Genomic DNA, 24,764 nt, shown 5'->3' with positions numbered 1-24,764 from the left:
GCAATGACGACGGCGGACCGGGCGGCATGGCCCGGTCCGTTGAACATCCCGGCGCGTCGTCGTCAGTCATCACCGCGATCGAATATCCCGATCGGCGGCGCGTCCATTCGTGCCGGCTCGGGCGCCTGGATGCGCGCAGCCTCGGTCTCCTCCCGCACCTGCAGCTCGACGTTACGCAACTCGTCGTCCTGACGGCGCTGCCGACGTCGCTCGGCCCATGGCTGTCGCCGCTCGGCACGCCGCTTATCGGACGCAGCGCGCTTGACGTCGACCTCGCGTGTCTTCACGTCGACGTCGCGTGCCTTCGCAGGGGCGTCGGAGGAGGCCGTGGGTTCGCGTGGCGCCGCTGGCGTAATGGGTGTAGCGGCGACTGTATTTGATTGAGCCGGCTGTGCGGGCGGGTTCGTCGAGCGCGCCGATGTCGGTTCGGCCGGCTGCGCGGCAGCCGTTGTCTCCGGCGGGGATGCATTCTGTTGCGGTGCCGGCGCCACGCTGACGGGATTGGCGGTCACTTGGGCGGCGTAGGGTACTGGTTCCGAAGACGCGGCTGGTGCCGGGACAGTTTCACGCGGCATGACGCGCGCGAGCTTGCCCGTCTCCTGCTTCGGTTCATGCGGATTGACGATACCGGCCATGATCATGCCGCCGCCGAGCCCGATCGCGATGGCTGCGACGACGGTTCCCACACCCGCGAAATAGGCCGTTGATGTGCGCATGGCTCGTCTCCCTCATCCGGGCCGGCAACGTGCCAGTGGAGACGATGTTCCTGGAACCGGATGCGAACGGAACGCCGAGTGGAGGCGTGCGCAGGACGGTCGCGCGCGATGCTCAGATCATCGCGGCGACTTTGTCCAACCCGATCAGGCGCGCCAGCGAGCGCACTTCGCTCTTCTGATCCTCGCGAAGCTGGAACAGCAGCGGCATCGCCGCCGATTTCAGTTGTTGGACTTCCTCGGAGTCGGGATCGATCGGCATGCTGCCGGCGGCGGGATCGCCCTGCCGCCTCGCGTGGATCTTGCGCGCAACCGCACGCAGCGCGGTCTCGACCGGCGGCCAATAGGATTCCTGGTCCGACGACAGTTTGAGCCGCGCCTTGATGCCGGCGATCTGGGCGTCGCTCAGCAGTGTGTAGCTCTTCTGCGGCACCGCCTTCGCGGCAGCCTTCGGCTTCGGCGCAACCACCACGGCCGGCGCAGGAGCCGGTTCGGTGATCGTCGGCAGACCGACGTCACCGGACTCAGCAGAGGCATAGGCCTGCCGCAGGGTACCGGACGCGCCTGGAATGTCGGCTCCAGGGATATTGGCTCCAGGGATATTGGCTGCAGGAATGTTGGCTCCAGGAATGTTGGCTTGGGCACGCAGCTGGAGCGGCGACGGCGCGGTGGACTGAGATAGATCCGCCTGGGGCGGCTCATAGTCGGCAGCCGCAAGCGTTGCCACCGCGAGCTTGTCCTGCTTGCCGGCCTTGTTGGAAACCGGAGCCGCCTCGGCGGTTACATCCGCAACGCTGGAGGGGGCGGCCGGCAAACTGTCGCGGCCAAGGATGGCGGTGACTGCGGCGCCGGCAAGGAGGAAGCTGGTCAGCGCGACGAGGGTGATGGCTCTGGTCAAAAACGTCTCCATTCCCGGTCGGTGTCGTCGGAAGCTGAGCGAAAAATGCGGCTTTAGCGTGCCACCACGGCGGCGACAGGCCGCCAAATTCGGTGAAAATCGTGCCGAAACGGCCAAAAATCAGGCTGCAGCGGCCAGCTCATAGGCTTCCTGGATATCGGAGACGATCTCATGGGCCGGCCACAGGGCGCCGGGCTGGACCGCGCGCAGGCTGACGGTCCAGTTGGTCCGGCGGGTGCGCGGCGTGCTGACGATGTCGAATTCGACCTGGCGGCACAGCGGATGACGCTGCAGGGCAAAGAAGACCCGGGTCCTGAGCTCGTCGAGCGTCGCCGGGGTCTTGGCAAAGAACGCTTCAAAATCCATGGCGTGTCCCCATCATTGCCGGCCGTGGCGGCGGCCCATGCTGTGGCGCTATTGTTGGGGCGATCGTGGTTAATGGCGCGTTAAGGCCGGCAGGCAGGACAACATTGGACTCGCAAGCCCAGACGACAAAAGCTGCGGCAAGGCCGTCGGTCCGCAGTGGCCTCACCGCGGCGGTGACGATCTGCGCCGCGACGCTCCTGACCGCCACGTTCGAAATGTCGATGGCCGACTGGCCATCGAGCCTCGTCGAGATGCTGCTGCTGCCGCTCACGGCGCTGCTGTTCCTCGGCTGCAGTGTCTGGTCGCTGACGCAGTTGCTGCGGGTCAGGCACGGCGGCGCGAAGTTCGCCGCTCCCTTCCTGGTTTGCGCAGCCACGCTGGCGATCCTGACCTACGCCCCGCTGCAGGACATCTATCTGCAGTGCGACTTCCACTGGTACCGCACGGCCCGTGAAGCCATCGTGGCGCGAATAGCACGCGGCGAGCTGAAACCCAATGTGGATGGCAACAGCAACCTGATCGCGCTCGGCGACAACGGCCCCTACGTCTCGCTCGGCGACGATATCGTCGTCGACGAGGCGGACGAAGGCACCTATGTGCTGTTCTTCACCATGCGCAGGCTGAAGCACGCCTTCAGCGGCTTCCTGCACGTGCCATCAGGTAGCGACCCGAAGAAGTTCTTCGAGTTCGACGACAAGCCGCCGAGCCGGCTCGTGCCCTACGGCAAGGACTGGTACTTCGTGGCGAACTAGCCTAGGTGGAGTTCAAACCAGCTCCATCCGCAGGTGGCGTCCGACGGCCTGCGCGGCACGCGCGCGGCAGGAAGAGATATGAGCGATCCGCTCCGCATTTCCGGCGCTGGCGATGTGGATAGCGCCTTGTCACCGTCATCCCGAGGAGGCCGCGCGATTCCTCAGTGTGACGGTGAGAAAACTGCGTTGGTTGATGCTGTGGCAGCTCCGCCCAGCAACTGCTCAAGCCGCTCGCGCAGTTGATCCTGGTGATAGGGTTTTGCGAGCCGCGGCAGGTCGATCTGGCTGCCGTCGGGCAATTCGGCGTAGCCGGTGGCGAGCAGAACCGGAAGCTGCGGGCGGACCTGACGCGAGGCGGCGGCGAGCTCGATGCCGGTCATGCCTGGCATCACGTGATCGGTCATCATCAGGTCGAGCGGCTGGTCGCTTCTGAGGATGTCGAGCGCGTGCAGGCCGGAACTGGCACCAATCACGCGATGGCCGAGATCCTCCAGCATCTCCGTGGTCGACGTCGCGATCAGGGGATCGTCGTCGACGAACAGGATCACCGCCGAGCGATTCACCTTCTGCGGCACGGCGGCGGGCGTTTCCGATTGCGGTGCCGACGTCGCGACCGGCAGCACCAGGGTTGCCGTCGTGCCCTTGCCGACCGCGCTCGAAAGCTGCAACGTACCGCCGAGCTGCACGGCGAGGCCATGCACCATCGACAGGCCAAGGCCGGTACCCTTGCCGACCGGCTTGGACGAGTAGAACGGCTCGATCGCCCGCTTCAGGACATCGGGCGTCATGCCGGTGCCGGTGTCCACCACCGACAGTCTCAGGTAATTGCCGGGCCGCAGCGTGGGATCGTTCTTCGCCTGCCAGGCCGCGAGCCTGAGGTCGATCGTGCCGCCATCCGGCATGGCGTCGCGCGCATTGATTGCGAGGTTGAGGATCGCAAGCTCGAGCTGGTTGGTGTCAACGCAGGCCGGTGGCAGCCCGTCGGGGATGTCGAGCCGCAGCGCGACGCGCGGCCCGAGCGAGCGCTCGAGCAGGTTGCTCATGTCCCGCACCAGCGCACCGAGATCGACCGGCACCGCGCGCAAATCCTGCTGACGCGCGAATGCCAGCAGCCGCTGCGTCAGGGAGGCGCCGCGCTCGGCACCCTGCAGCGCGCCGTCGACCAGGCGATGCAGGCGCGGATCCCTGGGCATCCGTTTGCGCAACAGATCGAGATTGCCCATCACGGCCATCAAGAGATTGTTGAAGTCGTGCGCGACGCCGCCGGTGAGCTGGCCGATCGCCTCCATCTTCTGCGCCTGCCGCAACTGCTCCTGCGCTCTCTCCCGCGCGGCAACTTCCTTCATCAGGTCCACGGTGCGCTGCTCGACGCGCTGTTCGAGCGTCGCGGTCAGTTCCGCCAGCGCGGTGCGTTCGGCCGCAAGCTGCGCCAGCAAGGTCTCGCGCTCGATCTCGGCAGTCTTGCGCGCGGTGATGTCGGAGCACACACCAACCAGTGATTTGATGCCGCCGTCGGGACGGCGCACCGCGCGCGCCCGAACGTCGACCCAATGTTGCGACCCGTCGGGCCAGATCACGCGGTACTCGATGCGGTAATCCCGGCCGGTGTTGATGGTTTCCTGCACGATAGCGAGCCGTTGCGCCCGGTCGTCGGGATGCACAGCCTCGAGCAGATCCTGATAGGTGAACGGATCGCTGCCACGTCGCCCGAAATAGGATTTGCAGGTGCTGGAGGCCTCGAGCTCGAAATCGGGAAGATGCAATTCCAGCGCACCGAGATGACCCGCGTTCATCGCAGTCTGCAGCAGGCCCTCGCTTTCGGTGAGATCTTCCAGAATGGCGCGGGTCTGATACTGCCGGCGCCGCGCCCTGACCGCGGAGCCGACGATGCTCACCAGCGTGGTCGGATGGAACGGACGCTCGATGAAGGTGACGTTGCCGAGAATCTGTCCGAGCCGCACCGCGTCCGGATTGCGCTCGGGGCCGCCGCCCTGGCGCGTCAACAGCACGATCGGAAAGTCCGACCATGAGGGCTGATCGTTGAGCCAATTCACCAGTCTTCGCAGGTCCGCGGTCTTGATCGCCTCGTCGGCGATCACGGCAAGCCCGGCGCCCCCCTCGATCTCGTGCATCAGCTCGGCAAGATCAGCGCACGGGTTGGCATAAAAGCCTGCCTCCCTGATCAGGGCGGCAGCAACGGAGGCGTCGCGTCCGGTGGGCGCGAGGATGATGGCGCGCTCCGACGATGCGCCCGGTTTCACTCGCCGCCCTCCAACAGAGGCTGACCCCCGCCGATATAGACCGGAACGCCGCGCAGGACGCCCTGAAAGCCGTCCAGCGGCGCTCCGATCGTCAGGCCGCGGCTATTGATACGGTATTCGCGGATCGTCGTTTCATGCGCGCCGGTGCGCTTCTTGATGATCGACATCGCCCGCCTCACTTTGCCCAACGCCTCGAAGTAGCGCAGCAGGATCACCGTATCGGCAAGGTAGGTGACATCGATCGGCGCGTTCATGTCGCCGACCAGACCATGCTGTGCCACGGTCATGAAGGTCGCGGCACCCTGTCGGTTGAGGTATTGCAGCAATTCGTGCATGTGAAGGATCAGCGAATTCTCCTCGGGCATGGCCGCCTGATAGCCGTTGAGGCTGTCGATCACGACGGTCTTGATCGCGTCCTCGTCGACCCGCTTGCGCACCCGGTGGGCAAATTCGCCTGGCGACAGTTCGGCGGCGTCGACCTGGTCGACGAAAAGGTTTCCCGACCGCTGCATCTCTTCGAGATCGATGCCCATTCCCTTCATGCGCGCGTACAACAAGCCAAGTTCCTCGTCGAACACGAACATGGCGGCCTTTTCGCCACGCGAGACTGCGGCGACGACGAAGACGATCACGGCAAGCGATTTGCCGGTACCGGCCGGCCCCAACACCAGTGTGCTGGAGCCCTTGTCGATGCCGCCGCCCAGAAGCTGGTCCAGTTCGCCGATCCCACTCGACAACTGGCCGCGGACAAATCCCTTGCGGTGCTCGGAGGCGACGAGCCTTGGGAACACGTTCAGACCGCCGGTCGTGATGGTCACGTCGTGATAACCGCCGCGGAATTTGGTCCCGCGATATTTCGTGACGCGCACCCGCCGCCGCTCGGCGCCGTAGGCCGGAGCCAATTCCTCGAGCCTGATCACGCCATGGGCAATGCTGTGGACCGTCTTGTCGGCAAGTTCGGCGGTCAGATCGTCAAGCATCATCACGGTGGTGTTGAATCTTGCGAAGTAATGCTTGATCGCGAGAATCTGCCGCCGATATCGCAGCGAGCTTTGCGCCAGCAGTCGGATTTCGGAGAGGCTGTCGAGCACGAGACGGCTCGGCCGGATACGCTCCACCGCTTCGAATATTTGCTTGGTGGTTTCGCCAAGTTCCAGGTCTGACGAGTAAAGCAGGCTCTGCTGTTGCTCGGAGTCGAGCAGGCTTTCGGGCGGGAGCAACTCGAATATCTCGATGCCACCGCCGAGCGACCAGCCATGTGAAGCGGCCCCGCCGCGCAGTTCCTGCTCCGTCTCAGACAACGTGATGTAGAGACACTTTTCGCCGGCGCGGACGCCTTCCATCAGGAATTGCAGCGCCATCGTGGTTTTCCCGGTGCCAGGTGCGCCTTCGACCAAAAACAGGTGCCCGCGGGAAAATCCGCCGGACAGGATGTCGTCGAGCCCCCAAACTCCCGATTTTGCAATATCGCCTGGCATCTGAAAAGAACCCATGGAGCCCCCTAACCGCTAATAAAGCGGCGCGGGATCAATAGGTTCCACGCGGGAAGGAAATCGGCCCCAGCACACGCCGTTTCGCTGCGATCAGCTACGAGGCTAGCGCTTCTCGATCACCAGGCTCTGGACGGCGCGGCCGAAATAGCCCTGCTGGTCGGCAAGCCGCGACATCGCCAGCCCGGCGCCGTCGGGGCCGATCCAGCATTCTCCATCGAGCAGGATCCATTCGCCGACCGGCTGTCGCGCGAAATTGACGCTGAGATCGGCGTTGATGAACGTCCATTCCCGGAAATCCAGCGCCGAAGAGGTGCCGTTGGAAAAATCGGCCGCGACGACGGCGCGCATCGCTTGCGAGATATTTGATCCCTCGATGAGCGGCTGGTCGATCCGAAACCAGACCGCGCCGGGGCCGACCATGCCAAAGCGGCCGCGTGCGGCACGCATCGAAATGCATGTCGTGAACGGGCTGCCGGCATGATCGGCGGGTTCAACCATCGACTGATCCGGTCCCGGCAGATCGAGCGGCAGATCGGCGATCTCGGGCGGCAGCGCCGCCGCCTGCTCCTTGATCTTCAGCACGCTGGCGGAGACCACGACGACGCCGTCGGCCTTCAGCCTGATGCCGCAAAGCTGGATCTTGCGGCCCTCGCGCAGCACCTCGCTCTCGATCGTCAGCGGCGCGACCGGCACCGGACGCATCAGATCGATCGTCACGCGTGCGATCCGCATCGGCACGGGGGCAGGAATGGCTTCGGCGGCCCAGACCACGAGGGCCGCCGGTGCAGAGCCGTGCTGCATCCGCGGGTCCCATGGGCCCGCGGCGCGGGGACTGGTGACGACGCGATTGCCGTCAACGCGAAAGATCGGCTCCATCAGGGAAGTGCCGGATCGACCGCCGCTTCATATTCGTTCCGGAACCGCGCGATCAATTCGGCCGCGGGCAACACCTTGGCGATACTGCCGACGCCCTGGCCTGAACCCCAGATCTCCTTCCAGGCCTTCGGCTTGGCGCGTTCACCAGAGGAATCAGTGCCGAAGCTCATCTTGGAGGGATCCGAAGTCGGCAGATTCTCCGGATCCATGCCGGCCGCGACGATCGAGGGTTTCAGGTAGTTGCCGTGCACGCCGGTGAACAGGTTTGAATAGACGATGTCCTCGGCGGACGAATTGGTGATCATGCTCTTGTAGCCCTCGACCGCGTTCGCCTCCTGCGTCGCGATGAAGGCCGAGCCGATATAGGCGAAGTCGGCACCGATGACGCGTGCGGCGCGGATGGCGCGGCCGTTGGCGATGGTGCCCGACAACGCGATCGGCCCGTCGAACCACTGCCGTGTTTCTTCCACGAACGGGAACGGCGAGATCGTGCCGGCATGGCCGCCGGCGCCCGCCGCGACCAGGATCAGGCCGTCGGCGCCCTTCTCGATCGCCTTGTGCGCGAACTTCTGGTTGATGACGTCGTGGAAGACGATGCCGCCCCAGCCGTGGACGGCCTGATTGAGTTCCTCGCGCGCGCCGAGCGAGGAAATGATCATCGGCACCTTGTGCTTCTCGCAAAGCGCCATGTCGTGATCGAGCCGGTTGTTGGACTTGTGCACGATCTGGTTCACCGCGAACGGCGCCGACGGCCGCTCCGGATGCGCCTTGTCGTAAGCGGCGAGCTCTTCCTTGATCCGGTGCAGCCATTCGTCGAGCAGCTCGGGCGGGCGGGCGTTCAGCGCCGGAAACGAGCCGACCACGCCGGCCTTGCACTGCGCGATGACGAGGTCGGGCACGGAGATGATGAACAGCGGTGCCCCGATCACGGGAAGAGACAGACGGCCCTTGAACAGAGCAGGCATGGACATTGGAAGCCGATCCTTCGGTTATCAGGCGGAACGCGGTCGCGGCCTGGAGATTTCAGGCGTCATACCAACAAGGCAATCTTTCCACTGTCAAGTATTGCGTTTGGGCGCTGCGAAATGAGTGACAAAACCTCATCCAGACGCTGCATTTTTCTCAGGCATTCTGGTATCCCAGCCCTCGGTCGGACCGCGCCTATTGGCAGAGCGCCCGTGTCACGAAATTTTCGGTCTTGCAGTCGTTCGGGCCGCGCTTGTGGCCCGGCAGGTAGACCAGCGGCGAGCATTTCTCGGAGGCGTCGGTATCGAGGCTCTTGCCCTCCTTGAACCCCTTGCTCTGGCACAGCCTGTCAGCGCCGATCTTGCAGTCGGGCGCGCCGTTCGAGGCGACGACGCAGGCCGCGCGTCCCGAGACCATCGCCGAGGGGCGCGCGATGTTCGACAGGTCGTTCATGGTCTCGCTCGGGCTCTTCAACGGGGGCAGCATCGACTTCGATTTCTCGAACAGCTTTCCGATTTCGCTGATCAGCCCGGGATTATCGTGTTCGACCGGTGCAGGCGGCAGCTCAATCTGCTGCGGCTCCGGCGGCAATGGTTGCTGTGTCGACGACTGTACGCCGAGCGCGGGCGTCCCGGTCTGGGCGCAGCCGCAGTCGGTTGTTGCCAGGACCATCGACAACGCAAGGCCTGCGATCACGGCACGTGCGCCAGCAAGACTTAGCAGGTTGTCGATTCCATCAGCCATCGTGGCCAGCGTAGCCCGAAGCCCGCGATCGGCAAAGCCGACAACCGCTAGATCAGCTTCAATGCGACAACAAACCCCAGCACCAGCACGATCGCGAAGATCGCGACCCACAGGCCGAGCCGCTTCTCCAACTCCTTGCGGATGAAATCACCGTAGCGGTTGAGCACCACCGCCTCAATGAAGAAACGGCCGCCCCGGGTGATGATCGAGAACAGGATGAACAGCCAGATGTTGTAGCCGGCAAAGCCCGAGGTGATGGTCACAAGCTTGTAAGGGATCGGCAAGAATCCCTTCACCAAGATGATCACCGCGCCCCACTCGGCATAGGAGGCGCGGAACGCGTCGACCTTGTCGGAAAGACCGTAGAGATGGATCAGCCACTGCCCGAGCGAGTCATAAAGCAACGCGCCGATCGCGTAGCCGAGCACGCCGCCGACGACGGACGCGATGGTGCAGACAGTCGCGAACCACCACGCTCGCCTCGGCTGCGCCAGCGACATCGGCAGCAGCATGATGTCCGGGGGAACGGGGAAGAAGGAACTCTCAGCGAAGGCTAGCGCTGCGAGAATCCAGAGTGCGTAGGGCTTGTCGGCGGCGCCGATGCACCAGTCGTAAATCCGTTTCAGCATGGGCGCGATGAACCATCATCGAGCGGATTTGTCCATGCCGGGAATCGGCTGATTTTCGGGCGATTTACGACTGCCGTTTGCGCAGGCGGCTTTCCAGCGCGTCAATTCGACGCCGAACGACCGGAACGGGCGCGGTTTTCGGCAATTTGACCGGTGATTTCGGCAGCTTCTCGGCGAGCCCGAGCAGACGCTCGCGCCGCTGCATCTCGTGCCAGACATCCTCCGGCCTGACACCGGCCGAAGCCCACAGGACGGTTAGATTGTAGAGCAGATCGGCACTTTCACGGACCACGGCATCGGACTTGCCGCTGACGGCGTCGATCGCGACCTCGATGGCTTCCTCGGCGAGCTTCTTGGCCATTTTGGCCGGACCACGCTGAAACAGCCGTGCCGTACGCGACGTTGCCGGATCAAGATCCCTCGCCGCGATCACCGCCTCATACAGCCGCTCGATCGAATCACTCATGCGTCCAGCCTAATCGAAACTCGTCGCCAGCGTGTTAACGGCTTGCTTGGCAATTAAAAAATCCACCGGCCGGAAGGCCGGTGGATCGATGTTTTGTGACAGTTGTGAGAACCGAACCAGCGATCGAGCGTCTGCGTCAATTCGGTTGGAAGGGCAGTTGCGAACGGCTCCCGTAATAACCGCCGTAACCGTAGGACGGACCACCGCCATAGTAGACCGGGCCGCCGCCATAGTAAGCTGGACCGCCACCGTAATAGCCGGGACCGCCACCATAGTAGTCGTAAGCGTCATAGTCGGCGCGGCGGTTCTGCGCGGCGATGACAGCGATGCCCGTGCCGACGATGCCGGCGAACGCGGCCGCCGCCGCAGCGCCACCGCCGCGATAGTAACGGCGCCGCGCGCTGATATCGGTTGCGCCGCTGGTCCCGTGGGACGATGTCACAGTAGCGGCCTTGCCCGTTGCAACGGAGCCCGCAAACGCCATCGTCGGCTCAACGGCCGTCAGCGCCATCGCGGCAATGGTTGCCAGCGTGGCGGCGCGGCCAATGGACGAAAAAACACCCTTTCGCGCAAACATTGCAGTCTTCCTTTGTGGAAGCCGGCCCCGACGGGCCTTGGTTAGCTAACCACCGGCTTTAGATTAGGTTCCGCAAGCCAAATGGAAGCTGAACAACCCTTGGCGAGATCTTGGCAGCTCTTGGCAAAATCGGTCATCGTCCGTTCAGTTTGCATGAGGCAGAATGCCCTTAAATTGACGCTTGCCATGACGCATTCGATGTCATGAAACAGGCGCGGCCGGCGCGGCACTTTGTCTCGCTCCCCGGATGTCATGATGCACCTAAGTCGGACCACTGCTCTCCGCCTGATGCTGGCTCTTTTGATCGGGCTAGCGGGCGGCGTGTGGTCCGCAGCAGCGCCGCTGCGCGCCGCGAACGATCCGCTACCGCCGCTCGCAATCCAGTTCACGCTCGACCGGCCGCTCGATGCCGCCGCTGCACCATTCGTGATGGCGGCAGTGGGCGGACTGTTCAGCGCCGAAGGCCTTTCGGTCGGCACCAACATAGCCCCCAGTTCGGCGGAAGCGATTGCGCGCGTCGCCGACGGCTCGAGCGACTTCGCCCTCGTCGATATCAATTCGCTGATCCGGTTTCGCGATACGCCGCATGCCGCGCCGGTAAAGGCGGTGTTCGTGCTGTTCAACGAGGCGCCCTACGCGATCATCGCCCGCAAGAGCCGCGGCATCAAGGCGCTGTCGGACGTCCAGGGCAAAACCCTCGGCGTCGCCGAGGGCGACCTCTCGATCCGGCTGTGGCCGGCGGTCGCCAAGCTCAACGGCATCAAGTTGGGAAGCGTGAAGCAGAACAGCATCAGCGCCGCGGTGCGCGAGCCGATGCTCTCGGCCGGCCAGGTCGATGCCGTCACCGGCTTCTCCTATTTGTCGGCGATCAACCTGCGGGATCGCGGCGTGCCGGCCGACGATCTCGCCGTGCTGCGCTTCGCCGACTATGGCTGTGAGGCCTACGGCTTTGCCGTGATCGTCAGTCCGCGGCTCGCCGCAGCGAAGCCCGATGCGGTGAAGGGCTTTGTACGGGCGCTGATCGGTGGCACCAGCCTTGCTATCAAGGATCCTGCCCGCGCCGCCACCGAGGTGGTCAGCCGGATGGATGGCGGTTCGCTCGAACTGGAGCAGGCGCGGCTGCGCGTCATCATCAGCGATAGCATCCTCACCGGCGAGGTGAAGCGCAACGGGATCGGCGGAATCGATCCGGCGCGCTTCGAGCGGGCAATCGACCAGCTCGCGGAGGATTTCAAATTCCAGAAGCGGCCGCACGCCTCCGACATCTTCGACGAGTCGTTCCTGCCGCCGCGCGATGACCGGCTGATCAACTGAGCAAAACGCGCTCTCGCCGCTGGCCCTCGGTGGCGAACCCTGATTAAATTGCGGGCCGCCTGATCGGGCGCTGATCGCTTCCAAGAGTCTCGCTTGCATGTCCATGCTCCGCCTCTATACCCGCGTTCTGGAATTGCTCGGCAAGGAAGCGCGGCTCGGCTGGATCCTCGCCGCGGCCAATCTGCTGCTCGCCGGCGCGCAATTCGCCGAGCCGGTGTTGTTCGGCAAGATCGTCGACGTGCTGTCGGGCAGGCCGGCCACCGGCCTGTTCGCGACTTCCTCACCATGGCCGCTGCTGGTGGCCTGGGCCGCGTTCGGCCTGTTTACGATCGGCTGCAGCGCGGCAGTCGCTCTGCAGGCCGACCGGCTGGCGCACCGCCAGCGCCAGGCCGTGTTGACCAGCTATTTCGAGCACATCATGCAGCTGCCACTGACCTTCCATTCCGGCACCCATTCGGGCCGGCTGATGAAAGTGATGCTGAACGGCACCGACGCGCTGTGGCGGCTCTGGCTCGGCTTCTTCCGCGAACATTTCGCCGCGATCATGTCGCTGATCGTGCTGCTGCCGCTTGCGCTCTACATCAACTGGCGTCTGGCGATCCTGCTGTTCGCGCTCTGCGTCGTCTTCACGGTGCTGACCACACTCGTCGTGCGCAAGACTTATGGTATGCAGAGCGAGGTCGAGGCCTATTACAGCGACCTCTCGACGCGCGCCTCCGACGCACTCGGCAATGTCGCACTGGTGCAGAGCTTCGTGCGGATCGATTCCGAGGTGCAGGGCCTGCGCTACGTCGCCGACAAGCTGCTCGCGGTGCAGATGCCGGTGCTGTCCTGGTGGGCGCTGGTCACCGTCATCACCCGCGCATCGACCACAATCACGGTGCTCGCGATCTTCACCGTCGGCATCGCGCTGCACGAACAGGGCCTGACCACGGTCGGCGAGATCGTGATGTTCGTCTCGTTCGCGACCATGCTGATCCAGAAGCTCGAGCAGGTCGTGAGCTTCATCAACAGCGTGTTCATGGAAGCGCCGCGCTTGCAGGAATTCTTCGACGTGCTCGATGCGGTGCCGGCGGTGCGCGACCGGCCGGGTGCGGTCGATCCCGGACGGCTTTCCGGCCTGATCGAGTTCAACGACGTCTCGTTCTCCTATGACGGCAAGCGGCCGGCGATCGAGGATCTCTCCTTCACCGCACTGCCCGGCCAGACCATCGCGCTGGTCGGCCCGACCGGCGCCGGCAAATCCACCGCAATCGCGCTTCTGCATCGCGCCTTCGATCCGCAATCCGGCATCATCGAGATCGACGGTATGGATATACGCGCGCTGAAGCTGACGGCGCTGCGGCGGAACATCGGTGTGGTGTTCCAGGAAGCGCTGCTGTTCAACCGCTCGATCGCCGAGAATTTGCGCGTCGGCAAGCCTGATGCAACCGATGAGGAACTGCGTACCGCCGCGGCGCGCGCGCAGGCGCTGGATTTCATCGAACGCAGCGAAAAGAAATTCGACACCCATGCCGGCGAACGCGGCCGCATGCTGTCCGGCGGCGAGCGCCAGCGGCTGTCGATCGCGCGCGCGCTGTTGAAGGATCCGCCGATCCTGATCCTGGACGAGGCGACCAGCGCGCTCGACGCCGTCACCGAGGCCAAGCTCAACGCCGCTCTCGATGAAGTGATGAAAGGCCGTACCACATTTGTGATCGCGCACCGCCTCTCCACGATCCGCCACGCCACGCGCATCCTGATGTTCGACCAGGGAAAGGTGATCGAAAGCGGAACTTTCGATGAACTCGTCGCAAAAGGTGGCCGTTTTGCCGATCTCGCGCGCGCCCAGTTCATGGTGCAGGAGGAGTCGCGGGCTGCCATAGATGCCCCATAATTCCGGCTTTCTAATTGAGGCGGCTGCCGAAATTCAGCCGACTTCGTCCACGATTTAATTGTGCGGCCCCTGTTCTCCGCTGGCGCTCCGGTATAGAGTTTGCACCGCCGCAAAGCGGCTCCCGGACAGGCTTGAAACCCGAACGTCATATCGCAAAGACCTCCTTTTTGAAGGCGGGTCTCAAAGGACCGGAACCGGACTCGTGCAATTTCTTCGCCCGCTGCTGCGCAACCCGTCGTTGAAATGGACTCTTGCCGTCGCGATGCTCGCTATCGTGGCGCCGCGCATGGCTCAGGCGGAGGCGCTGCTGGTGGTCGAGGCCGACACCGGAAAGGTGCTGCAGGCCGACAATGCGACGATGCCGTGGTATCCGGCCTCGCTTAGCAAGCTGATGACGGCCTATGTGACGCTGACCGCGGTCAAGGAAGGCCGCATATCGCTCGACACGCTGGTCACGGTGTCGCCGGTCGCGGCCTCGCAATCGCCCTCGAAGATGGGCCTGCGGCCCGGCACCCAGGTCACCGTCGACAATGCCCTGAAGATGATGCTGGTGAAGTCGGCCAACGACATGGCGGTCGTACTGGCCGAAGGCGTCGGCGGCTCGATCGACGGTTTTTCGGCGATGATGAACCAGGCCGCGCAGAAGCTCGGCATGACGCAAACGAGCTACGTCAACCCGAACGGCCTGCCCGCCGACGGCCAGATCACCTCGGCGCGCGATCTTGCGATCCTTGCTCGCGGCATCATCCGCGACCTGCCCGAATACGAATATTTCGTCCACATCCCGTCGATCCGCTTCGGCCGCCGGGTCACTCAGAACTTCAACAAGCTGATCGGCCGCTATCCGGGTGCCGACGGCTTCAAGACCGGCTTTATCTGCGCGTCCGGCTACAATCTCGTGGCCTCGGCGACGCATGACGGCAAGCGGCTGATCGCCGTCGTGCTCGGCGCCTCCTCCGGCCGCATGCGCGCGGTCCGCGCCGCGCAGTTGCTGGATCGCGGCTTTGCCAATAACGGGCTGGCGTGGCTGCGTCCCTCGCTCGGCACGGTCGACAATCTGGTCCCGATCGATGCCTCGCCGCCGAACCTGCGCGACGAGATGTGCGGCGGCAAGCACAAGCGGCCCGCCAGCGACGAAGAGGAAGACACCATGGCCAGCGGCGCCGGCGGTTCGGCCACCAACGGCGAGAGCACCGCGACCTTCTTTGCCTCTGGCCTGCAAGCCGCGTTGCCGAAACCATCCGAGTTGCTCGACCTGCCGCCCGCGGCGTCGGAGCCGATTGTGGTCTACACCGGGCCGACCAGGACCGGCGCCGCACTGGTCGCAGCCGTCGCGGCCGACAGCGACAAGGACCAGCCGGTCAAGCGCGGCAAGCGCGTCCGCGTCGTCGTCAGGGCCAGCAAGCCGGACACTGCGGCCGATGCCAAAGGTGACGTCAAGGGCGACGCCAAACCCGACACCAAGAAGGCGGTCAAGCCGGCCCGCCACGCCAATGCGAAGCCGGATGCGGCCGCTGCGAAGCCGGCCGCCGACAAGCCAGCCGCCGCGGCAAAGCCCGTGGCTGCAAAGCCGAAGGCCGCCGCCAAGCCCAAGGCTGAACCGAAGGCTGAACCGAAGACCGAGGCCAAGCCGGCCAGCTAGCCGGATTCCGGCCCTTTAATGTCCAATGCGTCGATGGCGCGCAGCGGCTTGCCATCGGTGGCGGCGTCGCTCAATACTGCCATCAATAGCGCGGTGAGGCTCGAGCAACCCGGAAGCAATCCGGGACATCGGGCGAATTAATCAAAGCAAACCAATCAAAAGTCACGAGAGGGGATTGACGACCATGGAGCGTATTTGGCTCAAGCAATATCCGGCCGGCGTACCTGCCGATATCGACATCACGCAATATTCGTCGCTGGTCGAGTTGCTGGAGGAGAGCTTCAAGAAGTACGCCGATCGCAAGGCGTTCATCTGCATGGACAAGTCGATCACCTATCGTGACCTCGACCAGATGTCGACCGCGCTCGGCGCCTATCTGCAGAGCAAGGGCCTGCAGAAGGGCGCGCGCGTCGCACTGATGATGCCGAACGTGCTGCAATATCCGGTCGCGACCGCCGCGGTGCTACGCGCCGGCTATGCCGTCGTCAACGTCAATCCGCTCTACACCCCGCGCGAACTCGAGCATCAGCTCAAGGATTCCGGCGCCGAGGTGATCATCGTACTGGAGAACTTCGCCACCACCGTCCAGAAGGTGCTCGCCAACACCGCTGTCAAGCACGTCATCGTCGGCAGCATGGGCGACCTGCTCGGCTTCAAGGGCGTGATCGTCAACCTGGTGGTACGGCGCGTGAAGAAGATGGTACCGGCCTGGTCGATCCCGGGCGCCGTCAGCTTCAATGACGCGCTGTCGGCCGGCCGCGGGCTGAAGCTCAACAAGCCACCTTTGACGCGCGAGGACGTCGCCTTCCTGCAATATACCGGCGGCACGACGGGGGTCTCCAAGGGAGCCACGCTGATCCACCAGAACGTGCTCGCCAACGTGCTGCAGAACGACGCCTGGTTGCAGCCGGCGCTGAAGAAGCCGCCGATCGTCGACCAGATGGTAATCGTCTGCGCGTTGCCGCTCTATCACATCTTCGCCCTGACCGCGTGCTACCTGCTGGGGGTGCGCTCCGGCGGCACCAATCTGCTGATTCCCAACCCGCGCGACATGGCCGGCTTCATCAAGGAGCTGGCGAAATACCAGGTCAGCTTTTTCCCGGCGGTCAACACGCTCTACAATGGCCTGTTGAACACGCCAGGCTTCGACAAACTGGATTTCTCCAAGTTGAAGATTGCCAATGGCGGGGGCATGGCGACGCAAAAACCGGTCGCCGAGAAGTGGCTCAAGGTAACCGGCATCCCGCTGTCGGAAGGCTATGGGCTCTCGGAGACCTCGCCGACACTGACCTGCAATCGCGCCGACATCGAAAGTTTCTCCGGTACGATCGGGCTGCCGGTGCCCTCCACCCATCTGTCGATTCGCGACGACGACGGCAACGAGCTGCCGATCGGTCAGGCCGGTGAGATCTGCGCCAAGGGCCCGCAGGTGATGATCGGCTACTGGAACAGGCCGGACGAGACTGCGCGCGTGATGACAGCAGACGGCTATTTCCGCACCGGCGACATCGGCGTGATGGACGAGCAGGGTTACACCAAGATCGTCGACCGCAAGAAGGACATGATCCTGGTCTCGGGCTTCAACGTCTATCCGAACGAGATCGAGGAAGTGCTCGCGAGCCATCCTGGCGTGCTCGAATGCGCCGTGATCGGCGTGCCCGACGCGAAGTCCGGCGAAGCCGTGAAGGCCTTCGTGGTCAAGAAGGACCCGAACGTCACGGCCGACGACATCATCAAGTACAGCGCCACCCAGCTCACCGGCTACAAGGTGCCGAAGCAGATCGAGTTCAGGACCGATCTGCCGAAGACCAATGTCGGCAAGATCCTGCGCCGCGAGCTGCGCGACGAGAAGAAGGCCGCGGCCTGAGACCAACGGCGCGAGCGATGGACCATGACCGATGCACGCGTCGCAACACCGGCCGAGATTCTCGCGTTCTGGCGCGAGGCCGACCGCGACCGCTGGTACAAGCGCGACGAGGCGTTCGATGCCGAGGTGCATCGCCGTTTCCTCACGACGTGGCAGACGGCGGTCGCCGGCGAGTTATCGTCATGGGAGACAAGCGACGGCGGCGCGCTGGCATTGACCATCGTGCTCGACCAGTTTCCGCGCAACATGTTTCGCCAGGACGCACGGACCTATGCGAGCGATGCGCTGGCGCGCGAGGTCGCGGGCCGCGCCATCGACCGCGGCGTGGATGGAAGGATCGATCCGCGTTTACGCGAATTCCTCTATCTGCCCTTCATGCATTCGGAACATCTAGCCGACCAGCAGCGCTGCGTCGCGCTGTTCCGGAAGTCCGACAATGAAGAGAACCTGAAATACGCCGAGGATCACGCTGAGATCATCCGCAGGTTCGGCCGCTTTCCGCACCGTAACCGTATCCTGGGTCGGCCGACCACGCCTGAAGAACAGGCATTTCTCGATGCGGGCGGGTTTTCGGGCTAGAGCATGGTTTGACGCGTTTTCTTCAGGCGAAAATGCTCAAATGACGCAACATTGAGCGCTGGCCGCCATTGCCGTTTCCACCGCAGCCAATATTGTGCCCTTCGACCGCCGGGTTTAAGACCATTCCGCACACTGAGGGAGAATGACGATGACGATCAATGTTGGCGACAAGCTGCCGGAAACGAAGTTTCGCGTGATGACCGCCGAAGGACCCCAGGTCAAAACCACCGACGACATCTTCAAGGGCAAGAAGGTCGCCCTGTTCGCGGTGCCCGGCGCCTACACCGGCACCTGCCACAAGATGCATCTGCCGAGCATCTTCCTCAATGCCTACGCCATCAAGAACAAGGGCGTCGACACCATCGCGATCGTCTCGGTCAACGACGCTTTCGTGATGAACGCCTGGAAGCGCGACACCGACCAGCGCGACGAAGCCACCTTCCTCGCCGACGGCAACGCCGACTTCACCAAGGCGATCGGCATGGAGCTCGACGCCTCCGGCAACGGGCTCGGCATCCGCTCCCACCGCTATTCGATGCTGGTCGAGGACGGCGTGGTGAAGAAGCTCAACAAGGAGCCGGCTCCGGGCAAGGTCGAAGTCTCCGGCGGCGACACGCTGCTGGGGCAGCTCTGAGCTGACGCGTCGTAGGGTGGGCAAAGCGAAGCGTGCCCACAATCGCGAGCGCGACACTTGACGGTGGGCACGGCGCAAGTGCGTCTTTGCCCACCCTACAAACCGAGAACTCGTAGGATGGGTGGAGCGAAGCGATACCCATCACTTTCGTGCCGCGCATTGAGATGGTGGGTATCGCTACGCTCCACCCACCCTACGCAGCATACGTGGGGCGTACGCCTGCCCTACGCCTTCAACTTCGCCATCGCGACGCCTTCCCGCGCCAGCTGATCGGCGCGTTCGTTTTCGGCGTGACCGGCGTGGCCCTTGATCCAGTGCCAGCGCACTTCATGCGGCTTCAGCGCGGCGTCGAGACGCTGCCACAGCTCGACATTCTTGACCGGCTTCTTGTCAGCGGTGCGCCAGCCGTTGCGCTTCCAGCCGTGGATCCAGCCGGTGATGCCCTGGCGGACATACTGGCTGTCGGTGGTGAGATCGACGACGCAGGGCTTCTTCAAGGCTTCGAGCGCCGAGATCGCTGCCATCAACTCCATGCGGTTGTTGGTGGTGTGGGCCTCGCCGCCCTTCAATTCCTTTTCGGTGTCGCCGAATCTCAGGATCGCGCCCCACCCGCCCGGGCCGGGATTTCCGGAGCAGGCACCATCGGTGAAAACGATCACATGCGGCTTGTCGCTCACGCCGCGCATCCCGCCGTCGTGATGCCGTAGTCGCGCAGGCTTGCGACGTTCTGCTGGAAGCGCAGCTTGCGGACATATTCCAGCGGGTCCTTTGGCTGCACCAGTGCGCCCTCGGGCACGTTGAGGAAATCAACCAGACGGGTGAGCAGGAAGCGCATCGCGGCACCGCGCGCCAGCAGCGCCAGCGCGGCCTCTTCCGTCGCCGACAACGGTCGTTCGCGGCCGTAAGCATTGAGCAGCGCGCGAGCCTTGGTGACGTTGAAGGAATGATCCGGCTCGAAGCACCAGGCGTTCAGGCAGATCGCGACGTCGTAGGCCAGGATGTCGTTGCAGGCGAACGGGAAGTCGATCAGCCCCGAGAGCTTGTCGCCGAGGAAGAACACATTGTCGGGGAACAGGTCGGCATGGATGACGCCGACCGGCAGGTCGCTCGGCCAGCTTGCTTCGAGATGATCGAGCTCGCGCGCGATGAAATCGTGCAATCCCGCCTGTACGCTGTCGGCCCGCGCGGCGGCGAGATCGAACAGCGGCCGCCAGCCACCGACCGACAGCGGATTCTCGCGAACCAACGGGAAGTCGTGCCCGGCGAGATGCATCCTGGCGAGCGCCTCGCCAACGCCGGCGCAATGCGCCACGTTGGGCCGCCGCGGCCACACGCCTTCGAGGAAGTTGATGATCGCCGCCGGCCGGGCGGCCAGCCGGCTATACACCTCGCCCTTGCGGTTCCTGGCCGGCTGCGGGCACGAGACGCCGCGCGCGGCGAGATGCGCCATCAGCGACAGGAAATACGGCAGATCATCCTCCGCCACGCGCTTTTCGTAGAGCGTGAGGATGTAAGCGCCCTGGCTCGTGTGCAGCAGGAAGTTCGAATTCTCGACGCCTTCGGCGATGCCCTTGTAGGAGAGCAGTTCGCCGATGTCGTAACTCCCAAGGAATTCCGCGAGGTCTTCGGCGGCAACGTCGGTGTAGACCGCCATATGGTCTATTCCGCGGCGGCTTCGGGCCGCAGCGAGCGTGGCAGCGGGAAGAATTCGTTCTCCTCCGCAGCCGAGACCGTCTCGACGTGAAGTTCGTAGCGTTCGGCGAAGGCCCCCATGATCTCCTCGACGATCACCTCCGGCGCCGAGGCGCCCGCGGTGATGCCGAGGCTCGTGATGCCCTCGAAACGCTGCCAGTCGATGTCGCTGGCGCGCTGGGCAAGCACGGCAATCGGACAGCCCTCGCGCTCGGCAACCTCGCGCAGGCGCTGCGAGTTCGACGAGTTCGGCGCGCCGACCACGATCAGCGCGTCGACCACCGGAGCCACCTTCTTGACCGCAAGCTGGCGGTTGGTGGTGGCGTAGCAAATGTCTTCCTTGTGCGGCCCGTTGATGTTCGGGAAGCGCTCCTTGAGCAGCGACACGATCTCCGCGGTGTCGTCGATCGACAGCGTGGTCTGGGTCACAAAGGCGAGGTTGTTCGGATCCTTCGGCGCGATGGTCTTGGCGTCCTCGGCTGTCTCGATCAGGGTGACGGCGCCTTGCGGGAGCTGGCCCAGGGTGCCGACCACCTCCGGATGGTGCGAATGCCCGATCAGGAAGATCTCGCGGCCGCGCTTGAAGTGGATCGCCGCCTCGCGGTGGACCTTGGTCACCAGCGGGCAGGTCGCGTCCAGCGAGAAGAAATTGCGGGATTTGGCCTCGGCCGGAACCGATTTGGGAACCCCGTGGGCGGAAAACACCACCGGCGCATTGGTATCGTCGGGGATTTCGGCCAGTTCCTCGACGAAAATAGCGCCTTTGGTCTTCAGGCTGTCCACCACATACTTGTTATGAACGATCTCGTGCCGGACATAGACCGGGGCCCCGTAGATGGTGAGCGCCCGTTCCACCGTGTCGATGGCGCGAACCACCCCGGCGCAGAAGCCACGCGGGGAACAGAGCACGATTCTCAAGTCGGGTTTTGGGTCGGGTTTCATCGCTGACATGGGGCATCCCGGGACCGAATCACCCCTCGCCGGCGGGCGGGGAACGGCCAGTTTGGATAACGACTTGGGACTGCTTTCGGGCTCTGTCAAGGCGATTTTGCTGGCCCATTGCGCCATTCCCCCCTGAGGGCTTATATAGGCGCCATAATTCCCGTCATCACCGATGACTACCAAGCTTCGCCTCGCAGAGGTGGGCGAAGCGCAAAGGAGATTTGCCATGAGCAACGCACCGCTGATGCCGAAGGCGACTGCCGTGTGGCTGGTTGATAATACCGCTCTGACCTTCGATCAGGTGGCCGATTTCACCAAGATGCACCCCCTGGAGGTCCGCGCCATCGCCGATGGCGACGCGGCCCAGGGCATCAAGGGCATGGACCCGATTTCGAACGGCCAGCTGACCCGCGAGGAGATCGAAAAGGGCGAGCGCGACCCGAACCACCGCCTCAGGCTCGAGGAGAGCAAGGTGGTGCTGCCGACCGCCGCCAAGAAGAAGGGCCCGCGCTACACCCCGGTGTCGCGCCGCCACGAGCGGCCGAGCGCGATCCTCTGGCTGGTGCGCAACCATCCCGAACTGAAGGACGCCCAGATCATGCGCCTGGTCGGCACCACCAAGACCACGATCGCGAGCGTCCGCGACCGCACCCATTGGAACGCCTCGACCTTGACACCGATGGATCCGGTGACGCTCGGCCTGTGCTCGCAGATCGAGCTCGATTTCGAAGTGCAGCGCGCCGCCAAGGAAAAGCCGACCGCCGCGGTCTATGGCGGCGCCACGCTGCTGCCGGCCTCCGAGACCACGCGCAAGGAGCCGGAATACGAGCCGACCGAACGGCAGCAAGAGGACCTCAACGTCGACGCCGTGTTCGCCAAGCTGAAGACGATCGGCGGCAAGAAGGCCGACGACGACGAGGAGTAAGCGCGCGTTCGCGCGGGTCTCACGCTGGATCACGACACGCGGCGGGGCAACCTGCCGCGTTTTCGTTTGGAGCGTGCATATCCCGCTGCCGTCAGACGAGTGAGGTCGTCACTCAGTGCACGTCCGGATGGTTCATCATGTATTCGCCGAGATCGCGCTGCTTGCGATCGGAGCGCGCTTCGGCATTTTGCCTCTGGACGTCGCGGTCCTTGCGGCAGGCGACGTATTCCGGCGAGCCGACTTTGACCGTGCCGTTGGCCTGGCAGTACTGGTCGTCGTCGCCCATGCTCTCCGCGACCGGCGACCGCCCGCGCTCGAGGCAGCCGGCGAGCAGCGGCAGCGCGAGCAGCAGTGCAAGGGGCGCGCGTGCGGAAATGGATCGCATCCGTGGGTCCGTTCGTGGTGGCGTGGTGGCGTAGTGGCGACATGGCGCCGGAATGACCCGGTAATCCATCAAAATCAAGGCCGTTTTGCTTCCAAATGCGTTCCTGGGCGCTCCGTCCTCCCTTGAGCGGGGGCGAGGCAACAATACCTACACCCTGCCTTTCAGCGCATCGCCGATTTCGTCGAGCACCTTGGGATCCTCGATCGTCGCCGGCATGGTCCAGGGCTCGCCGTCGGCGATCTTCTTGATGGTGCCGCGGAGGATCTTGCCGGAGCGGGTCTTCGGCAGGCGCGCCACTGTTATCGCGAGCTTGAATGCGGCGACCGGGCCGAGCTTGTCGCGCACCAGCGCCACGACTTGCTTCTCGACCTCCGCCGACGTTGTCGTCACGCCGGACTTCAGCACCAGGAAGCCGCAGGGCACCTCGCCCTTGATCGCATCCTTGATGCCGAGCACCGCACATTCGGCGACATCGGAATGCGAGGCGAGAATCTCTTCCATGCCGCCGGTCGAGAGCCGGTGACCGGCGACATTGATGATGTCGTCGGTGCGGCCCATCACCCAGATATAGCCGTCCTCGTCCTTGTAACCGGCATCCGAGGTCTTGTAGTAGCCGGGGAATTCCGAGAGATAGGCTTCCATGAAACGATCGTCCTGCTGCCATAGCGTCGGCAGGCAGGCCGGCGGCATCGGCAGCTTGATCACGATCGAGCCCATGGCGCCCGCGGGCAGCGGCCTTGCCGCTTCATCCACCACGTCGACCTGATAGCCCGGCATCGGCACCGTCGGCGAGCCGTGCTTGACCGGCAACTGGCCCAAGCCGACCGGATTGCCGGCAATGCACCAGCCGGTCTCTGTCTGCCACCAGTGATCGATGACAGGCACCTTCAGCTGCTGCTCCGCCCACACCACCGTCGGCGGATCGGCGCGCTCGCCGGCGAGGAACAGGGTGCGGAATTTGGAGAGACCGTACTGCCGGATGAACTTGCCTTCCGGGTCTTCTTTGCGGATGGCGCGGAACGCGGTCGGCGCGGTGAAGAAGGCCACCGCCTTATGCTCTGAGATCACGCGCCAGAATGCACCCGCATCCGGCGTGCCGACCGGCTTGCCCTCATACATGATCGAGGTCGCGCCGTGAATCAGCGGGCCATAGACGATATAGCTGTGGCCGACCACCCAGCCGATGTCGGAGCCGCACCACCAGACCTCGCCGGGCTTGACGCCATAGAGGTTGTACATCGACCATTTCAGCGCGACGAGATGGCCGCCATTGTCGCGCACGACGCCCTTCGGAATTCCCGTGGTGCCCGAGGTGTAGAGGATGTAGAGCGGATCGGTCGCGAGCACCGGCACGCACGGCGCGGCCTTGCCGGCATCAAGCGCAGCACGACGCAAGCCTGCCCAGTCGTGATCGCGCCCCGCGGTCAGCTGGCACGCGTGCTGCGGCCGCTGCAGGATGATGCAGGCAGCGGGCTTGACGGTCGCAAGCCGGATCGCCTCGTCGAGCAGCGGCTTGTATTGCACGATGCGCCCGGGCTCGAGCCCGCAGCTTGCCGAGAAGATCAGCTTCGGCTTTGCGTCGTCGATCCGGCTCGCGAGTTCCTTCGCTGCGAAGCCGCCGAACACCACGCTGTGCACGGCACCGATCCGCGCGCAGGCGAGCATTGCGACCACCGCCTCCGACACCATCGGCATATAGAGGATGACGCGATCGCCCTTGGTCACACCGAAATCCTGCATGACCGCCGCAAGAGCCTGCACCTCCTTCAGGAGCTCGGCATAGGTGAATTTCGCGACCCTGTTGGTGAATGCGGAATCGTGGATCAGCGCGACTTGCTCGGCACGTCCATCGGCGACATGGCGATCCAGCGCATTGTAGCAGGTATTGACCACCGCACCGGTGAACCAGCGTCCATAAGGACCGGCGGTGGGATCGAAAATCTTCTTCGCCGGCTCGATCCAGTCGATCTCGCGCGCTGCTTCCGCCCAAAATCCCTCCGGGTCTCGAAGCGAGCGGGCGTGCACCTCATGATACCGGCTGCTCTGCTGGATGGTCATGGCGTTTCTCCCTGCGCGTCCCACCTCGTCATGGCCGGGCTTGAGACGTGGATGCCCGGCACAAGGCCGGGCATGACGACGACGGATGGTGGCTCGCTTTAGCGCCATT

Annotated in this window: 24 protein-coding genes; 8 read left to right on the top strand and 16 right to left on the bottom strand. The window is 64.2% G+C overall.

All coding sequences use genetic code 11. The features are described from left to right. Positions 1-62: 62 nt before the first annotated feature. The 3 genes from ACP2YO_RS05950 to ACP2YO_RS05940 all read right to left on the bottom strand — a co-directional run bounded on the left by ACP2YO_RS05950 (position 63) and on the right by ACP2YO_RS05940 (position 1,977). Positions 63-716 carry a hypothetical protein gene (locus ACP2YO_RS05950; protein WP_426439951.1) on the bottom strand — a complete coding sequence of 218 codons (654 nt, stop codon included), beginning with the start codon at positions 714-716 and terminating at the stop codon, positions 63-65. A 112-nt stretch (positions 717-828) separates the two neighbouring features. Beyond that, positions 829-1,611: a hypothetical protein gene (locus ACP2YO_RS05945; RefSeq protein ID WP_426439949.1), complete on the bottom strand. Its 783-nt coding sequence runs from the start codon at positions 1,609-1,611 to the stop codon at positions 829-831. A gap of 120 nt (positions 1,612-1,731) precedes the next feature. Beyond that, positions 1,732-1,977 (bottom strand): hypothetical protein, encoded by a 246-nt coding sequence (locus tag ACP2YO_RS05940; RefSeq protein ID WP_426439947.1) that lies wholly within the window; start codon positions 1,975-1,977, stop codon positions 1,732-1,734. Positions 1,978-2,081: 104 nt separating this feature from the next. Between ACP2YO_RS05940 and ACP2YO_RS05935 the strand changes: the two genes are divergently transcribed. After that, complete coding sequence (locus ACP2YO_RS05935) at positions 2,082-2,729, top strand: hypothetical protein (protein WP_426439945.1); 648 nt, start codon at positions 2,082-2,084, stop codon at positions 2,727-2,729. Positions 2,730-2,890: 161 nt separating this feature from the next. Here ACP2YO_RS05935 and ACP2YO_RS05930 read toward each other — a convergent pair whose 3' ends face one another. The 8 genes from ACP2YO_RS05930 to ACP2YO_RS05895 form a co-directional block, all read right to left on the bottom strand. Then, positions 2,891-4,990 (bottom strand): ATP-binding protein, encoded by a 2,100-nt coding sequence (locus ACP2YO_RS05930; RefSeq protein ID WP_426439943.1) that lies wholly within the window; start codon positions 4,988-4,990, stop codon positions 2,891-2,893. Then, the gene (locus ACP2YO_RS05925) at positions 4,987-6,483 is read right to left on the bottom strand and encodes an ATPase domain-containing protein (RefSeq protein ID WP_426439941.1); all 1,497 of its coding nucleotides are present in this window, start codon (positions 6,481-6,483) and stop codon (positions 4,987-4,989) included. Before ACP2YO_RS05925 ends, ACP2YO_RS05930 begins: the two co-directional genes overlap by 4 nt. Positions 6,484-6,585: 102 nt before the next feature. Next, entirely contained in the window at positions 6,586-7,359 is a 774-nt protein-coding gene (locus ACP2YO_RS05920) for a thioesterase family protein (protein WP_426439939.1), read from the bottom strand. Then, a complete protein-coding gene (locus ACP2YO_RS05915; protein WP_426439937.1) occupies positions 7,359-8,330 on the bottom strand; it encodes an NAD(P)H-dependent flavin oxidoreductase in 972 nt (323 codons plus the stop codon). The genes ACP2YO_RS05920 and ACP2YO_RS05915 overlap by 1 nt, the downstream gene beginning before the upstream one ends. Positions 8,331-8,520: 190 nt before the next feature. After that, the gene (locus tag ACP2YO_RS05910) at positions 8,521-9,069 is read right to left on the bottom strand and encodes a hypothetical protein (RefSeq protein ID WP_426439935.1); all 549 of its coding nucleotides are present in this window, start codon (positions 9,067-9,069) and stop codon (positions 8,521-8,523) included. Positions 9,070-9,116: 47 nt separating this feature from the next. Continuing rightward, the gene (locus ACP2YO_RS05905) at positions 9,117-9,698 is read right to left on the bottom strand and encodes a YqaA family protein (RefSeq protein ID WP_426439933.1); all 582 of its coding nucleotides are present in this window, start codon (positions 9,696-9,698) and stop codon (positions 9,117-9,119) included. Positions 9,699-9,762: 64 nt separating this feature from the next. After that, positions 9,763-10,164: a phosphoribosyl-ATP diphosphatase gene (gene hisE, locus ACP2YO_RS05900; protein ID WP_426439931.1), complete on the bottom strand. Its 402-nt coding sequence runs from the start codon at positions 10,162-10,164 to the stop codon at positions 9,763-9,765. A 136-nt stretch (positions 10,165-10,300) separates the two neighbouring features. Next, positions 10,301-10,741, bottom strand: a complete 441-nt coding sequence (locus ACP2YO_RS05895; RefSeq protein WP_426439929.1) for a hypothetical protein — start codon at positions 10,739-10,741, stop codon at positions 10,301-10,303. Between the two features lie 255 nt (positions 10,742-10,996). Here ACP2YO_RS05895 and ACP2YO_RS05890 point away from each other — a divergent pair, with 255 nt between their 5' ends. From ACP2YO_RS05890 to ACP2YO_RS05865, 6 genes are all read left to right on the top strand, one after another. Beyond that, on the top strand, positions 10,997-12,055 hold the full coding sequence (locus ACP2YO_RS05890; RefSeq protein ID WP_426439927.1) for an ABC transporter substrate-binding protein: 1,059 nt from the start codon (positions 10,997-10,999) through the stop codon (positions 12,053-12,055). Positions 12,056-12,152: 97 nt separating this feature from the next. Further along, a complete protein-coding gene (locus ACP2YO_RS05885) occupies positions 12,153-13,931 on the top strand; it encodes a glucan ABC transporter ATP-binding protein/ permease (protein ID WP_426439925.1) in 1,779 nt (592 codons plus the stop codon). 262 nt (positions 13,932-14,193) lie between these two features. Next, positions 14,194-15,573 (top strand): D-alanyl-D-alanine carboxypeptidase family protein, encoded by a 1,380-nt coding sequence (locus ACP2YO_RS05880; RefSeq protein ID WP_426443081.1) that lies wholly within the window; start codon positions 14,194-14,196, stop codon positions 15,571-15,573. Between the two features lie 184 nt (positions 15,574-15,757). Continuing rightward, positions 15,758-17,440 (top strand): long-chain fatty acid--CoA ligase, encoded by a 1,683-nt coding sequence (locus tag ACP2YO_RS05875; RefSeq protein WP_426439923.1) that lies wholly within the window; start codon positions 15,758-15,760, stop codon positions 17,438-17,440. Positions 17,441-17,464: 24 nt separating this feature from the next. Beyond that, the gene (locus ACP2YO_RS05870; protein WP_426439921.1) at positions 17,465-18,019 is read left to right on the top strand and encodes a DUF924 family protein; all 555 of its coding nucleotides are present in this window, start codon (positions 17,465-17,467) and stop codon (positions 18,017-18,019) included. Between the two features lie 148 nt (positions 18,020-18,167). Continuing rightward, the gene (locus ACP2YO_RS05865; protein ID WP_426439919.1) at positions 18,168-18,653 is read left to right on the top strand and encodes a peroxiredoxin; all 486 of its coding nucleotides are present in this window, start codon (positions 18,168-18,170) and stop codon (positions 18,651-18,653) included. Between the two features lie 224 nt (positions 18,654-18,877). On the opposite strand, the gene rnhA is transcribed toward ACP2YO_RS05865, so the two are convergent. The 3 genes from rnhA to ispH are packed head-to-tail and all read right to left on the bottom strand — an operon-like array spanning position 18,878 to position 21,287. Further along, positions 18,878-19,339: a ribonuclease HI gene (gene rnhA, locus ACP2YO_RS05860; RefSeq protein WP_426439917.1), complete on the bottom strand. Its 462-nt coding sequence runs from the start codon at positions 19,337-19,339 to the stop codon at positions 18,878-18,880. Beyond that, positions 19,327-20,307 carry a homoserine kinase gene (locus tag ACP2YO_RS05855; RefSeq protein WP_426439915.1) on the bottom strand — a complete coding sequence of 327 codons (981 nt, stop codon included), beginning with the start codon at positions 20,305-20,307 and terminating at the stop codon, positions 19,327-19,329. Before ACP2YO_RS05855 ends, rnhA begins: the two co-directional genes overlap by 13 nt. 5 nt (positions 20,308-20,312) lie before the next feature. Then, entirely contained in the window at positions 20,313-21,287 is a 975-nt protein-coding gene (ispH, locus tag ACP2YO_RS05850) for a 4-hydroxy-3-methylbut-2-enyl diphosphate reductase (RefSeq protein WP_426443080.1), read from the bottom strand. A 226-nt stretch (positions 21,288-21,513) separates the two neighbouring features. Between ispH and ACP2YO_RS05845 the strand changes: the two genes are divergently transcribed. Continuing rightward, positions 21,514-22,212, top strand: coding sequence for a DUF1013 domain-containing protein (locus ACP2YO_RS05845; RefSeq protein ID WP_426439913.1), 699 nt, complete (start codon positions 21,514-21,516; stop codon positions 22,210-22,212). 112 nt (positions 22,213-22,324) lie between these two features. On the opposite strand, the gene ACP2YO_RS05840 is transcribed toward ACP2YO_RS05845, so the two are convergent. Next, positions 22,325-22,597: a hypothetical protein gene (locus ACP2YO_RS05840; protein ID WP_426439911.1), complete on the bottom strand. Its 273-nt coding sequence runs from the start codon at positions 22,595-22,597 to the stop codon at positions 22,325-22,327. Between the two features lie 147 nt (positions 22,598-22,744). Beyond that, entirely contained in the window at positions 22,745-24,655 is a 1,911-nt protein-coding gene (locus tag ACP2YO_RS05835) for a propionyl-CoA synthetase (protein ID WP_426439909.1), read from the bottom strand. Between the last annotated feature and the right edge of the window lie 109 nt (positions 24,656-24,764).

It is taken from the genome of Bradyrhizobium genosp. P (assembly GCF_049949265.1).
Classification (GTDB): Bacteria; Pseudomonadota; Alphaproteobacteria; order Rhizobiales; family Xanthobacteraceae; genus Bradyrhizobium.
Note: the sequence above shows the minus strand (reverse complement) of the source record. Positions and strands in the feature narration are given on the sequence as shown.